This window comes from uncultured Streptomyces sp. (assembly GCF_947488945.1).
Taxonomy (GTDB): Bacteria; Actinomycetota; Actinomycetes; order Streptomycetales; family Streptomycetaceae; genus Streptomyces.
The window spans coordinates 253,640-267,027 of sequence record NZ_CANLBS010000003.1 but is presented as its reverse complement, the minus strand read 5'-3'; the positions used below and the strand labels follow the sequence as shown (position 1 = coordinate 267,027).

The 13,388-nt window shown below is 72.5% G+C and carries 11 protein-coding genes; 5 read left to right on the top strand and 6 right to left on the bottom strand.

Annotation, left to right across the window (positions count from 1 at the left end; all coding sequences use genetic code 11):
• Positions 1–3 precede the first annotated feature (3 nt).
• The 5 genes from Q0994_RS05595 to pdhA all read right to left on the bottom strand — a co-directional run bounded on the left by Q0994_RS05595 (position 4) and on the right by pdhA (position 5,733).
• The gene (locus Q0994_RS05595; protein ID WP_299529805.1) at positions 4–435 is read right to left on the bottom strand and encodes an STAS domain-containing protein; all 432 of its coding nucleotides are present in this window, start codon (positions 433–435) and stop codon (positions 4–6) included.
• Positions 432–1,883, bottom strand: a complete 1,452-nt coding sequence (locus Q0994_RS05590; protein WP_299529803.1) for a PP2C family protein-serine/threonine phosphatase — start codon at positions 1,881–1,883, stop codon at positions 432–434. Before Q0994_RS05590 ends, Q0994_RS05595 begins: the two co-directional genes overlap by 4 nt.
• Before the next feature lie 247 nt (positions 1,884–2,130).
• Positions 2,131–3,549, bottom strand: coding sequence for a dihydrolipoamide acetyltransferase family protein (locus Q0994_RS05585; protein ID WP_299530316.1), 1,419 nt, complete (start codon positions 3,547–3,549; stop codon positions 2,131–2,133).
• 52 nt (positions 3,550–3,601) lie between these two features.
• A complete protein-coding gene (locus Q0994_RS05580) occupies positions 3,602–4,582 on the bottom strand; it encodes an alpha-ketoacid dehydrogenase subunit beta (RefSeq protein WP_299529800.1) in 981 nt (326 codons plus the stop codon).
• 2 nt (positions 4,583–4,584) lie between these two features.
• Positions 4,585–5,733, bottom strand: a complete 1,149-nt coding sequence (pdhA, locus tag Q0994_RS05575; protein WP_299529798.1) for a pyruvate dehydrogenase (acetyl-transferring) E1 component subunit alpha — start codon at positions 5,731–5,733, stop codon at positions 4,585–4,587.
• Between the two features lie 359 nt (positions 5,734–6,092).
• Here pdhA and Q0994_RS05570 point away from each other — a divergent pair, with 359 nt between their 5' ends.
• The 3 genes from Q0994_RS05570 to Q0994_RS05560 all read left to right on the top strand — a co-directional run bounded on the left by Q0994_RS05570 (position 6,093) and on the right by Q0994_RS05560 (position 8,523).
• The gene (locus Q0994_RS05570) at positions 6,093–6,755 is read left to right on the top strand and encodes a response regulator transcription factor (protein ID WP_299529796.1); all 663 of its coding nucleotides are present in this window, start codon (positions 6,093–6,095) and stop codon (positions 6,753–6,755) included.
• A 217-nt stretch (positions 6,756–6,972) separates the two neighbouring features.
• Entirely contained in the window at positions 6,973–7,446 is a 474-nt protein-coding gene (locus tag Q0994_RS05565; protein WP_299529794.1) for a pyridoxamine 5'-phosphate oxidase family protein, read from the top strand.
• Positions 7,447–7,509: 63 nt separating this feature from the next.
• A complete protein-coding gene (locus Q0994_RS05560) occupies positions 7,510–8,523 on the top strand; it encodes a phosphotransferase (RefSeq protein ID WP_299530314.1) in 1,014 nt (337 codons plus the stop codon).
• Positions 8,524–8,547: 24 nt separating this feature from the next.
• Here Q0994_RS05560 and Q0994_RS05555 read toward each other — a convergent pair whose 3' ends face one another.
• A complete protein-coding gene (locus Q0994_RS05555) occupies positions 8,548–10,149 on the bottom strand; it encodes a protein kinase domain-containing protein (protein ID WP_299529792.1) in 1,602 nt (533 codons plus the stop codon).
• Between the two features lie 396 nt (positions 10,150–10,545).
• Between Q0994_RS05555 and Q0994_RS05550 the strand changes: the two genes are divergently transcribed.
• Both Q0994_RS05550 and Q0994_RS05545 read left to right on the top strand, forming a co-directional pair.
• Positions 10,546–12,183, top strand: a complete 1,638-nt coding sequence (locus Q0994_RS05550; protein ID WP_299529790.1) for a protein kinase domain-containing protein — start codon at positions 10,546–10,548, stop codon at positions 12,181–12,183.
• Positions 12,184–12,639: 456 nt separating this feature from the next.
• A complete protein-coding gene (locus Q0994_RS05545; RefSeq protein ID WP_299529788.1) occupies positions 12,640–13,326 on the top strand; it encodes a hypothetical protein in 687 nt (228 codons plus the stop codon).
• The last annotated feature ends 62 nt before the right edge of the window (positions 13,327–13,388 follow it).

Here is a 13,388-nt window from a genome sequence, read left to right as displayed (position 1 = left end):
GCGTCAGATCGGCTCCCGGGACGGCTCCGGCGCCGACTCCGGAGACGGCACCGGCTCCGAGGCCGGGGCCGGGGCCGGGGGGAGCCCGAGCGCGGTCATCGCCGCGTCCGCGTCCGGGTACGAGGCGATGACCGCGGCGACCCCGGTGACGGCGAGCATCCGGGTCACCCGGTCGGGCACGGCGGCCAGGGTCAGCGAGCCGCCGGCCGCCTTGGCGCACCGCAGGATGCCGATGAGGGCGTTCAGGCCGGAGGAGTCGCAGAAGAAGACCTCGCCCAGGTCCAGGACGAGCTGGGTGTGTCCCTCGCGTATCAGGACCAGCGCTTCGTCGCGCAGCGCCGGAGCCGTCTCCAGGTCGATCTCGCCGCCGACCGCGAGTACGGCGAGCGGGCCGGTGAGGTGGGTGGGCGCGAGGTGGATGAGGCCGGCGGTCACGGGCGGTTCTCCTGACGGACGGGGGGTTCTGCGTCGCGGGGGGCGGGCACGGGGACCGTGCGCAGCGACACCGCGAAGGGAGGGGCGTCCGGCTCGTGCGGCACGGACAGCGCCAGGAGGGCCACGTCGTCGCTCGCACCGCCGGGGAGCCCCGCGATCAGCTCCACCGCGTCCGCGACCATGCTGTCGGCGTCCGAGGACGCCCGCTCGGTGAGGTGCCCGGCAACGCCGTCCTCGCCGAGCATGGTGCCGTCGGCGAGCTGCGCCTCGGTGAGACCGTCCGTGTAGAGCAGCAGGCCGTCGCCCGGTGCCAGGCGCAGGTCGAGGGAGGCGAAGTGGGCCCCTTCGAGCGCCCCCACGAGCATCCCGCCCGCCGGTCGCACGCTCTCCGCCGTCACCGCGCCGTCGTCGCCGCACCGCACGTGGAAGACCGGCGGGTGACCGCCCATGGCGAGCGTGACCGCGAAGCCGCCCTCCGGAACCGCCTCCAGGGTGCCGAAGACGCAGGTGCAGTAGCGGCTCCCGATCGACGGGTCCAGCAGCAGCGCGCTGTTGAGCGCGTCGAGCACGTCGGTCGGCTCGCGGTGGTGCTGTGCCGCCTCCCGGAGGGTGTACCTGGCCAGCGAGGTCACCACGGCGGCCTCCGCGCCCTTGCCGCAGACGTCCCCGAGGAAGAACGCCCACCGCCCCTCGCCGAGCGGGAACACGTCGTAGAAGTCGCCGCCGACGTCGCGCGGAGAGGCGGTCTGGTAGTGGCAGGCGAGTTCGAGCCCGGGAACGGTGGGCAGGGCCGGCGGCAGCAGCGTCCGCTGGAGGGTGGTGGCGAAGACGGTGAGCGCCTCGGTGTGGCGGTCGGCGTGGTCGCGCTCCCGCTCCAGTGATCTCCGCCGCTCCCGTTCGGCCCGCAGCAGCCGCGCACCGGTCAGCCGCAGTTCCAGCGCGTCCAGCACCATCGCCGCGAGATCGGTCAGGGTCGCCGCGTCGGACTCGGTGATCTGCCGTGGCACGGTGTCCATGACGTTGACCGTGCCCACGCGGTGGCCGTCGGCGGTGACGATCGGCGCGGCCGCGTAGAAGCGCGCGCCCGGAGCTCCCGTGACCAGGGGGTTGTCACGGGCGCTGGGGTCGGCGAGGGTGTCGGGGACGATCAGGACGCCTTCGCCGAGGATCGCGGACGCGCAGAGCCCGGACTCGCGCGGGATCTCCCGGATGCCGTCCAGGCCGTGGGACGCCTTGAACCAGACCCGATCCGCGTCGACGAACGTCACACTCGCCATGGGCACGTCGAAGAGCCGGGCGGCGACCGACGCGACCCGGTCGAAGGCGCCCTCGGGGGGCGTGTCGAGGATGTCGTAGCTCCGCACGGCGGAGAGCCGGGCGGCCTCGGTGTCGACCGCGCCGGAACGTCCCGGCCGCCGGTCGCCCGGAGGCGTCGTCGCAACGGGCATCGCTCGGCCCTGCTCCCCGCGAGGAAGGGTCCAGGCGGCCGGTCCTCGCATTCCGGCCTCGGCAGCGGGCGGCGCCCACACCGTTCGTCCACGACTTCTTGCCGGTCGGCGCAAATCCATGCCCGTGCGATATCCACCGGAACGGGCGAAGAGCGGACAGTCCGGGCTCCGTCCCCGACGCACGGAAGGGCCCGTGCGTCGGCGCACGGGCCCTTCTCGTACTGCGTCCGTCACCCTGCCGGAGCCGTCAGGCCCAGGTGATCAGCCGCTTCGGCTGCTCCAGGATCGCGGCGACGTCCGCCAGAACCTTGGAGCCCAGCTCACCGTCGACCAGGCGGTGGTCGAACGAAAGTGCGAGCGTGGTGACCTGCCGGGGCTTCACCTTGCCCTTGTGGACCCACGGCTGGAGCTTGATGGCGCCGATCGCCAGGATCGCGGACTCGCCCGGGTTGAGGATCGGGGTGCCGGTGTCGACGCCGAAGACGCCGACGTTGGTGATGGTCACCGTGCCCCCCGCCATGGCGGCCGGGGTCGTCTTCCCCTCGCGGGCGGTGGCCACCAGGTCGCCCAGGGCACGGGCGAGCTGCGGCAGGGTCTTGTCCTGCGCGTCCTTGATGTTCGGCACGATCAGCCCGCGCGGGGTGGCCGCGGCAATGCCCAGGTTGACGTAGTGCTTCTGGACGATCTCCTGGGCGGCCTCGTCCCAGCTCGCGTTGACACCGGGGTTCCGCTTGATCGCGACCAGGAGGGCCTTGGCGACGACGAGCAGCGGATTGACCCGCAGCCCCACCATCTCCTTGTCCTCCTTGAGCTCCGCCACCAGCTTCATCGTCCGCGTGACGTCGACCGTGACGAACTCGGTCACGTGCGGCGCGGTGAACGCGCTGCCCACCATGGCCTGCGCGATGGCCTTCCGTACGCCCTTGACGGGGATACGGGTCTCCCGCGCGCCCTGCTCCGCCGCGGACCGCTCCGCCGCCGGGGCCTCCTCGGCCGTCCCCGCGGGCGCGGCGGCCCCGGCCGCCACCGGCTCGGGCACCACGGCCACGCCCGCGGGCGCGGAGGCCGGGGCGACGGCCGCGTGGACGTCCTCCCGGGTGATGACGCCGTCCGGGCCGGTCGGCGTCACCGACGCCAGGTCGATGCCGAGGTCCTTGGCGAGCTTGCGCACCGGCGGCTTGGCGAGCGGCCGGGTGCCGTTCGCCGCCGTCCCGTGGCCGTTCAGCACGGGCGCGGGGGCCGGGTCGGGGGCCGGAACGGCCGGTGGGGGCTCCACGGCCGGCGCGGCCGCGGGTTCGGCGGCCGGCGTGGCCGGGGCCTTGCGGGCGCGCCGCTTGGTGGAGGACTCGGCGACCCCGTAGCCCACCAGGACGGGCTGCCGGCCCGTCGGCTCGTCGGCGACCGTCTCCTGCGCCGGGGCCGCCCCGGCGTCGGCGTCCGGGCCGCCGGCCACGTCGACGGCGATGATGACCTGGCCGACGTCGACGGTCGTGCCCTCGGGGAACCGCAGTTCCTTCACCACCCCGTCGAACGGGATGGGCAGTTCGACGGCCGCCTTGGCGGTCTCGACCTCGCACACCACCTGGCCGTCGGTGACGGTGTCACCGGGCTGGACGTACCACTTGAGGATCTCCGCCTCGGTGAGTCCCTCGCCCACGTCGGGCATCTTGAACTCACGGAAGCGAACAGGCGTATCGGTCACGGTCACGGCCCTCTCCTCAGTACGCCAGCGAGCGGTCGACGGCGTCGAGCACCCGGTCGAGACCCGGCAGGTACTCGTCCTCGATACGGGCCGGCGGGTACGGCACGTGGTAGCCGCCGACGCGCAGCACGGGCGCTTCGAGATGGTAGAAGCACCGCTCGGTGATGCGGGCCGCGATCTCCGCGCCGGAGCCGTAGAACACCGGCGCCTCGTGGACCACGACCAGGCGGCCGGTCTTCTCGGCGCTCGCCTGGATGGCGTCGAAGTCGATCGGGGACATCGACCGCAGGTCCAGGACCTCGACCGACTTGCCCTCCTCCTGCGCCGCGGCGGCGGCCTCCAGGCAGACCTTCACCATCGGGCCGTAGGCGACGAGCGTCAGGTCGGAGCCCTCACGGACGCGGGCCGCGCCGTGCAGCGGGCCGGGGATCGACTCGGTGTCGACCTCGGCCTTGTCCCAGTAGCGGCGCTTCGGCTCGAAGAAGATGACCGGGTCGTCGCTCTGGACGGCCTGCTGCATCATCCAGTAGGCGTCGTGGGCGTGGGACGGCGAGACGATCTTCAGCCCCGCGACGTGCGCGAAGAGCGCCTCCGGGGACTCACTGTGGTGCTCGACCGCGCCGATGCCGCCGCCGTAGGGGATGCGGACGACGACCGGCAGCTTGATGGTGCCGAGCGAGCGGGCGTGCATCTTGGCGAGCTGCGTGACGATCTGGTCGTACGCGGGGAAGACGAATCCGTCGAACTGGATCTCCACGATCGGGCGGTAGCCGCGCAGGGCCATGCCGATCGCGGTGCCGACGATCCCGGACTCGGCGAGCGGGGTGTCGATGACCCGGCCCTCGCCGAAGTCCTTCTGGAGTCCGTCGGTGACCCGGAAGACGCCACCGAGCTTGCCGACGTCCTCCCCCATGACCAGGACCTTCGGATCGGCGTCGAGGGCGCGCCGCAGGGACTCGTTGATCGCCTTCGCGATCGACATCTTTTCCACGGCCATGGCTAGTTGCCCTCCTCGGCGAACGATGCCTGGTAGGCGACGAACTGGGCCCGCTCCTCGTCGACGAGCGGCGACCCGTCGACGTAGGCGTGCTCGAACATGGCCAGCGGGGCGGGGTCGGGCATGGCCCGCACCGCCTCACGGACCCGCTTGCCGAGGCTCTCGCTCTCCTCGTCGAGCGCGGCGAAGAAGGCGGCGTCGGCGAACTCCTGCTTCTCCAGGTAGGTGCGCAGCCGCAGGATCGGGTCCTTCGCCTCCCACGCCGCCCGCTCCTCGTCGGCCCGGTACTTCGTCGGGTCGTCGGAGGTGGTGTGCGCGCCCATCCGGTAGGTGAACGCCTCCACCAGGCTGGGGCCCTCGCCGCGGCGGGCGCGCTCCAGCGCGTCCTTGGTGACCGCGAGGCAGGCCAGCACGTCGTTGCCGTCGACCCGGACGCCCGGGAAGCCGTAGCCCTGGGCGCGCTGGTAGAGCGGGACCCGCGTCTGGCGCTCGGTCGGCTCGGAGATCGCCCATTGGTTGTTCTGGCAGAAGAACACCACCGGCGCGTTGTAGACCGCGGCGAAGGTGAACGACTCCGCCACGTCGCCCTGGCTGGAGGCGCCGTCGCCGAAGTACGCGATCACGGCGGAGTCCGCGCCGTCCTTGGCGACGCCCATGGCGTAGCCGGTGGCGTGCAGGGTCTGCGAGCCGATGACGATCGTGTACAGGTGGAAGTTGTTGCTGTTCGGGTCCCAGCCGCCGTGGTTCACACCGCGGAACATCCCGAGCAGGTTGGTCGGGTCGACCCCGCGGCACCAGGCGACGCCGTGCTCGCGGTAGGTCGGGAAGACGTAGTCGTCGTCGCGCAGCGCCCGTCCGGAGCCGATCTGCGCGGCCTCCTGACCCAGCAGCGACGCCCACAGGCCGAGCTCGCCCTGACGCTGGAGCGCGGTGGCCTCGGCGTCGAACCGGCGGGTGAGGACCATGTCCCGGTACAGCGCGCGCAGCTCGTCGGCGCTCAGGTCGATCCGGTAGTCGGGGTGCTCGACGCGCTCACCCTCGGGCGTCAGCAGTTGCACGAGCTGGGGCTCGGAACTCTGTGGCGTCTTCGCGGCGCTGGTCCGCTTGCTGCTGCGTCGCGGTTTGCGCGCGGCAGTGCTCTCCACGGTCACGTGCGTGCTCCTCCGTCGGTCCGGCCCCCGGGGTCTGCCGGGAACCAGTGCGGCTCGCCTGTGTTCCGACCCGTGCACGGGGTGGGTGCCGCTCGGCCGGAGACAGGCGTGACAGGTGCCCCGGCGAGCGTCCTGTCATAGGCACGTTACCCAGTGCCCACTACATCTGCGAAACCCTCTTTGACCTGCGATTTTGCTTGGATTTCCAAGTAAATCGCGAAAACCGCGAACACGCGCTGGTCACAGCACTGGTCACAGCTTCACAGCCCGCCGGAACAACGGCACGTTATCCCGGCCGAACGGCGCAGGGAAGAGCGCGGGGAAGGGCGATCAACAAGCGGGTGTGTGAGACTGCGAAGGTGCGCGAAGAAGGAAAAATCACTGTATTTCTCCTGGACGACCACGAGGTCGTCCGACGGGGCGTCCACGAGCTGCTGTCCATGGAGGACGACATCGAAGTGGTCGGTGAGGCCGGGACGGCGGCCGACGCGCTGGTGCGCGTCCCGGCGACCCGCCCCGACGTGGCGGTCCTCGACGTGCGCCTGCCCGACGGCAGCGGGGTGGAGGTGTGCCGGGAGATCCGCTCCCGCGACGAGAACATCAAGTGCCTGATGCTGACCTCGTACGCCGACGACGAGGCGCTCTTCGACGCGATCATGGCCGGCGCCTCCGGGTACGTCCTCAAGGCGATCCGGGGCAACGAACTGCTGAACGCGGTCCGCGACGTGGCCGCCGGCAAGTCGCTGCTCGACCCGGTCGCCACCGCGCGGGTGCTGGAGCGGCTGCGCGAGGGCAAGGACGGCAAGGGCGACGACAAGCTCGCCAAGCTCACCGAGCAGGAGCGCAAGATCCTCGACCTGATCGGCGAGGGCCTCACCAACCGGGTCATCGGCGAGCGTCTCCACCTCGCCGAGAAGACGATCAAGAACTACGTCTCCAGTCTGCTCTCCAAGCTGGGCATGGAGCGCCGCTCGCAGGCCGCCGCGTACGTGGCGCGCATCCAGGCCGAAGAGCGCCGCTGACGCCGCACCCCGGAACGCCGGGGCCGAGCAGCCTTCCGCAAGGGAGACGGGGTGCGAGCCGGGGCAGCCGGAGCGCGAGCCGAAGCGTCCGGGGGCGCGAGCCGGTCGCCGGCCCGGTGACTCCGACCCGGTGACTCCGCCCCGGTGACTTTGGTCCCCCGGCCACCGGGGCCGCCGCCTCTAACGGCCGGCTTCCGGCGTGGCCGAGAGTGGATGCATGTCCCCCGACGAAGAACTGGCGATCGGCCTGCTCGGCAACGTCCCGTACGGCCGGCTGGCGACCAGCATGCGCGCGCTGCCCTTCCTGGTGGCGGCGCGCCACGTCGTGAGCGGCGACGGCACCGTCGTCCTGCGGCTGCACAAGGGATTCGGCCACCACGAGTCCTGCGACGGCTCCGTCGTGGCGTACGGCGCCGACAACCTCAACGCGCCCTGCGCCGGATTCGGCCCCGCCGTCCCGCTCCCCGGCGGGTGCCGGGCACGCGAGGGCGCCGGCCTGTGGTCGGTGCAGTTCACCGGGACCGCCGAACTCCTGCGTCCCGACGCCGCCCAGCTCGCCCTCTTCGGCCCGGAACCCGTCGAGGTGAACGGCGAACCCTTCGATCCGGCCTACCTCCGGCTGCGCCCGCACTTCGTCTCTTTGCACACCATGGGCTTCGACGCAAGTCCGGAAATACGCCAGGTCGCGTAATCTACCATTTGGTAAGTGCCGCGCTCATATGTAACCCTCCCGCCCCGCCCTCCGGTCGGCGAGGTGTTACGCCGCTATCCCGAGGCCGGTGAGCCGCTCGCCTGCGAGCCGCTCACCAAAGGCCTGCTGAACCACGGATACCGCGTCTCCACCACGCGCGGCTCGTTCTTCCTCAAGCACCACCTGGACAAACAGCACCTCGACGACACCAGCGGCGACCACGCCGCGATCGTCCGCCAGCACCGGGCGACCCAGCGGCTCCAGTCCCTCGGCGTCCCCGTGGCCCCGCCGCTGACGGACGCGGACGGCGACACCGTCACCGTCATCGACGGCCGCCGCTACGCCCTCCACCCCTGGATCGACGGACTGCACCGGGTCGGCGCCGAACTCACGCTCGCCGAGTCCCGGCGGCTCGGGGCGCTGCTGGGGGCCGTGCACACCGGCCTGGAGGAGGTGATGCCGTCCGGCGGCGGCCGGTCCCGGCGGGCGCACGGCAGTCCCGATCCCGCCGACACCTTCGCGCTGATCGACGAACTCCTCGACGCCGCCCGCGGCCTGCGCCCCCGGGACACCCCGCTGGACGCCTTCGACGAACTCGCCGTGCACCGCCTGGTCGAGCGACGGGCCCTGCTGGAACAGCACGCCCACCGCCGCCCGCCGACCCCGGAGGGCTCCGCCAACGGCTGGGTGCACGGGGACTTCCACCCGCTCAACCTGCTCTACCGCGACAAGGACCCGGTGGCGATCGTCGACTGGGACCGGCTCGGCGTACAGCCCCGCGCGGAGGAGGCGGTCCGGGCCGCGGTGATCTTCTTCGTACAGCCGGCCGGAAAGCTGGAGCTGGGGAAGGTGCGGGCGTACGCGCGCGCGTACCGGCGGGCGGCGGGCGCGAGCGCCGCCGAGGTGGCCGCGGCGGTCCACCGGGTGTGGTGGGAACGGCTCAACGACTTCTGGATACTTCGCTGGCGTTACGGCCTGAACGACCGCAGGGCCGACCCGCAGTTCCCTGCGGTGTCGGCCCTGGCGGTGTGGTGGACCCGCGCCTACGACGCGGTGTCCGAGGCGTTCACGGGGTGACGCGCCCCCGGTGGCGGCGCTCCGTCACCCGGCTGTGGCGCCGGCGTCGGCACCGGCCGTGCTGCCCTCGATGAGCCCGGTGCCCTCGCTGGTGCTGCCGCCGTCGCCCGTACCGCCGTCCGACGTGGCCGGATCCGTCGCCGGGTCCGTGGGCTCCTCGGTCTCCTCGCCGCCGGTCGAACCGCCGTCGGTCGTGGTGCCCCCGCTCGTGCCGGTGTCCTGCGAGGACGCGGACGGTGACGGGGTGTAGGACGGACGGGTCGGCGTCACGGAGGGCGTGTAGCTCGGCTCCTCGCTCCAGTCCGAGTCTCCGCCCGACGACGAGTCGGGGTCGTACGACTCGTCCGAAGGACTCTCGGACGGCTTCTGAGAGGACTTCGAGGGCGACGGCGAACTGGACGTGGAGGGCGAGACCGGGGCCTTGTGCTTGGCGTCGTCGTTGTTCGCGGCGCTGAGCGCGAACGCGACGCCGGCCACCACCGCGACCAGCGCGAGCGCGACGAACAGCCACGTCTTGCCCCGGCCGCCGCCCCGCGAACCGCCGCCGTCGTAGCCCCCGTCGTTCGGGTTCATCGGCGGCAGGATCGGGCCCTGCGAGGTGTCCCCGTGCGAGGGGTAGGCCGACATGGCCTTGGTGGCCCCCGCGACGCCGAGTGCCGGGGTGCCGCCCGACTCGTGCGGCATCACCGGGCCGGTGTTCCACGTGCCGTTGTGGCCGCCCTGCACCTGGAGCATCTGCAGGCTGTACTGGACCAGCCCGCGCATCTCCTCGGCGCTCTGGAACCGGTCGTCCGGGTCCTTGGCGAGCGAACGCATCACCAGACCGTCAAGCTCCGGCGGCACCGACTGCGCCGCCTCGGACGGCGGCACCGGGATGTCCTGGACGTGCTGGTACACCACGGAGAGCGGCGTCTCACCGGTGAACGGGGGCCGCAGCGCCAGCAGTTCGTAGAGCAGGCAGCCGGTCGCGTAGAGGTCGGAGCGGTGATCGACCGCCTTGCCGAGCGCCTGTTCCGGCGAGAGGTACTGCGGCGTGCCCATGACCATGCCGGTCTGCGTCATCGTGGACTGCGCGCCGTGCAGGGCACGCGCGATGCCGAAGTCCATGACCTTGACCGCACCGGAGTCGGTGATGATCACGTTGGCCGGCTTGATGTCGCGGTGCACGATGCCGTGCTGGTGCGAGTAGGCCAGCGCCTCCAGCACCCCGGAGACGATGATGAGCGCCTGCTCGGGCGGCGGCGCCTCCGCGCTGATCAGCAGGTCGCGGATGGTGCGGCCCTCGACCAGTTCCATGACGATGTAGGGGACGGTCTGACCCCCCACGACGTCCTCGCCGGAGTCGTACACCGCCACGATCGCGTGGTGGTTGAGTCCCGCCACCGACTGCGCCTCGCGCGTGAACCGGGCCTTGGAGACCGGGTCCTCGGCGAGGTCGGAACGCAGCAGCTTCACCGCGACCGTCCGTCCGAGCCGGACGTCCTCGGCCGCGTACACCTCCGCCATACCGCCTCGGCCGAGGCGGTGGGTCATCCGGTAACGCCCGTCTCCGACGACGCCGCCGACGCCCCAGGAGTCGGTGCCATCCGAGACTCCGCCGCCGTTTGCTTCGGAATCGGGTGCCATCAGTCCTCGCCGTCGTATCTGTCCGCGCGTCCGCGGGTCCTCACGGGTGCCTGGGTCTCTGCCCGGCGCGGCCCGTCCAACTGGTGGGGGCCGCACTGCGTTGCCACGCCACGCTACAGCTTCCGCCACCACCGCCGGTTCCCGAAGCGACCGACCATCCAAGCGTTCGGCGTGCCGTCCGGGCAAATCGGACCCGCGCCCTGTAACGCTTCCGAGACGCTTCTTGTGCGTACGGTCACGGAACGGGCACCCGGCTTGACGTGACGTACCCCTCGGGCAGACTTGGCGCGTACTTACGGGATCTTCAGGCCGGATCCCTCGTTGGATCTCCGCACGAGACGGATCTCCGCGAGACGGGACGGGTGCGCGTCCGCCGCACGCCGAGGGGGAGCAGTCATGAGCCAGGACGGCACACAGGGGCGCTACGCGGGCGGCTCCGTCGCCGGCGGCCGCTACCAGCTCCGCGATCTGCTGGGCGAGGGCGGCATGGCGTCCGTCTACCTGGCGTACGACTCCGCCCTGGACCGCCTCGTCGCGATCAAGACGCTCCACACCGAGCTCGGCCGCGAGCAGTCCTTCCGCGAGCGGTTCCGCCGCGAGGCGCAGGCCGTCGCGAAGCTCCAGCACACCAACATCGTCTCGGTCTTCGACACCGGCGAGGACGAGCTCGGCGGTGCGCTGATGCCCTACATCGTCATGGAGTACGTCGAGGGCCGGCCGCTCGGGTCCGTGCTGCGCGAGGACACCCGCCAGTACGGCGCGATGCCGGCCGAGAAGGCGCTGAAGGTCACCGCCGACGTGCTGGCGGCCCTGGACACCAGCCACGAGATGGGCCTGGTGCACCGCGACATCAAACCCGGCAACGTCATGATGACCAAGCGCGGCGTCGTCAAGGTCATGGACTTCGGTATCGCCCGCGCCATGCAGTCCGGGGTCACCTCGATGACCCAGACCGGCATGGTCGTCGGCACCCCGCAGTACCTCTCCCCCGAGCAGGCGCTCGGACGCGGCGTGGACGCCCGGTCCGACCTCTACTCGGTCGGCATCATGCTCTTCCAGCTCCTCACCGGCCGGCTCCCGTTCGACGCGGACTCACCCCTGGCGATCGCGTACGCGCACGTCCAGGAGGCGCCGCCGGTGCCCTCCAGCATCAACCGGGCGGTCACCCCGGCGATGGACGCGCTCGTGGCCCGCGCGCTGAAGAAGAACCCGAACGAGCGGTTCCCGAGCGCCGCCGCCATGCGCGACGAGATCGCCCGCGTCCTGAACGCTCCCGGAACCGGCGGCTCCCCGGTGATCGTCGGCGGCAGCGGCCCGGCCAACAGCGGTTCCGGCGTCGCCTCCGCCGTGTTCCCCCCGGTCGACCAGGCCGCGCAGACGGGCCCGTCCCCGTACGGCGTCCAGACGCCCTACCAGCCGCAGCACCCGCAGCCCGGCCCGTACGCCACCCCGTCCCCGGCCCAGGGGTACGGCTATCCGCAGCAGTCCACGGGCTACCCCTCCCCGGCCCCGATGGGGCACCCGACCCCGCCGCCGTACGCCGGCACCACGCACGCCGGCGGAACGGGTTCCGGGTCCGGCGGCGGTCCGAAGCGCAACATGCCGGTGCTCGTCAGCTCGATCGTGGTGGCGCTGCTCGCGATCGGCGGTCTCATCGCGGTGATCGCGTCGCAGGGCGGCGGCACGGGCGACGAGGGCAAGGACCCGGATCCGGGGACGAGCGAGTCGGCGGGCGTGGCGGGCGAGCACAAGGCGCCCGAGCGCAACCGCACCATGGAGACCGACGAGTGCACGGACGCCATGGAGGACGTCCGGGACCCGGAGAAGGTCTCGGCGCCCGACTTCCGGTACAAGGACATCCTGTCCGCGAAGGCGTGCGCGGACGCGGCGGGCTGGACGATCAAGGTCGTCGAGGAGCCGGGCAACACCTACGCCGAGGACCAGGTCGTCAACCAGTTCCCGTCCGAGGGCGCGGCGATCGACGAAGAAGGCGCGCACTTCGAGCTCCGGGTGTCCACGGGCGACCCGGCCTGAGCGTCCCGGCGGCCGTCTTGTGCGGCTTCGCCGGGCGCGCGTCTGCGGTCTTGCCGGGCGCGCACGGCGCACGGGCCGACGGGCCGGCGGGCGCATGCTTCAGGGTGCGCCGGACGGGTCGCCGCTTCCGGGACACGCGGAATCCTGGACGGTACGGCGTATCGGGGCCGGGAACTGGGGGCACTGACGTCGCGCCCGAGGTCCGGACGGACGGCACCAGGGTCGCGCGGGAGGTTCTGGACAGCGCGGGAGCCGTGTACGGCCTTCCGGCCGGGGGCGTGGCGGTTTGCGCCCCGGTTCCCCCGTACGTGACGCCCGGGGCCCGTAGCGGATGCCGGATATTTCGCTGCGTGTGACGCTGATCGCATGGTTCCAGCACTCCGCCCCGCGCCGCCGTCACGGCCGCCCTCAGGGTGGCGTTCGGCACCGGGCCGCCTGGCCTGCACGGTCGTGCTCATGGGTACGGCGCTGGGACTCCCCGGCACCGCACAGGCGGCCCCGGCCCCCGACGGGGCTCCGGCCTCCTCCGCCACACCCGCTCCCGGCACGCCTTCGGCGCCCGGCGAGCCTCCGGAACCGTCCCGCACACCCGGCGCACCGCCCCCGGACGACTCCGATCCGTCCGGGGCCCCGACCACGCCGCCCGCCAGACCTTCCTCGCACCCGGCGCTTTCTCCCTCCGCGCCTCCGTCGTCCGCACCGGCCGCCGGTCCCTCCTCGGCGGCACGTCCCGCCGCCGTCCCGTCGGCCCCGTCGGACGACGCGGAAGCGAGCGGCACGCCCGGTGCCGGACCGGCCGAGGCCGGGTCCTCCACGCCTCCGCTGGCCGGGCGGGAAGCCGCGCAGGGCCGGCCCCGGCCGGGGCGGTCGCTGAGCCCGCAGGAACTCGCACGGGCCGCCGCCGCGCTGGAACGGGCCTCGAACGACGCCGAGGAGGAGCCGGAGGAGTTCGAGGAACCCGACGACGCGCGGGTCGCCGCCACGCCGTCCGACGCGACCGAGGACGCCGTCACCACGGCCCCGCCGAAAGCACTGTCCGGCCCCGCCGCCGCACAACTGCGCGACGCGTCGCTCGGTGTGGGGATCTCCCTGGTGGGCCTCGGCCTGGCCTTCCTGGCCTTCCGGCTGCGCCGGGCCGGCTGAGAAGCCCGGCGATGAGCCGCGTCCGTTCCGGGCGGGCCCCCTTTTCGGCGCAGAGCGGGATT

Bases quoted from the DNA above. Each gene is read 5' to 3' on its own strand.
- Q0994_RS05585 (WP_299530316.1), bottom strand. From the start codon at position 3,549: ATGCCCGACGTGGGCGAGGGACTCACCGAGGCGGAGATCCTCAAGTGG.
- Q0994_RS05580 (WP_299529800.1), bottom strand. From the start codon at position 4,582: ATGGCCGTGGAAAAGATGTCGATCGCGAAGGCGATCAACGAGTCCCTG.
- Q0994_RS05545 (WP_299529788.1), top strand. From the start codon at position 12,640: ATGGGTACGGCGCTGGGACTCCCCGGCACCGCACAGGCGGCCCCGGCC.
- Q0994_RS05590 (WP_299529803.1), bottom strand. From the start codon at position 1,883: ATGCCCGTTGCGACGACGCCTCCGGGCGACCGGCGGCCGGGACGTTCC.
- Q0994_RS05550 (WP_299529790.1), top strand. From the start codon at position 10,546: ATGAGCCAGGACGGCACACAGGGGCGCTACGCGGGCGGCTCCGTCGCC.
- Q0994_RS05565 (WP_299529794.1), top strand. From the start codon at position 6,973: ATGTCCCCCGACGAAGAACTGGCGATCGGCCTGCTCGGCAACGTCCCG.
- Q0994_RS05555 (WP_299529792.1), bottom strand. From the start codon at position 10,149: ATGGCACCCGATTCCGAAGCAAACGGCGGCGGAGTCTCGGATGGCACC.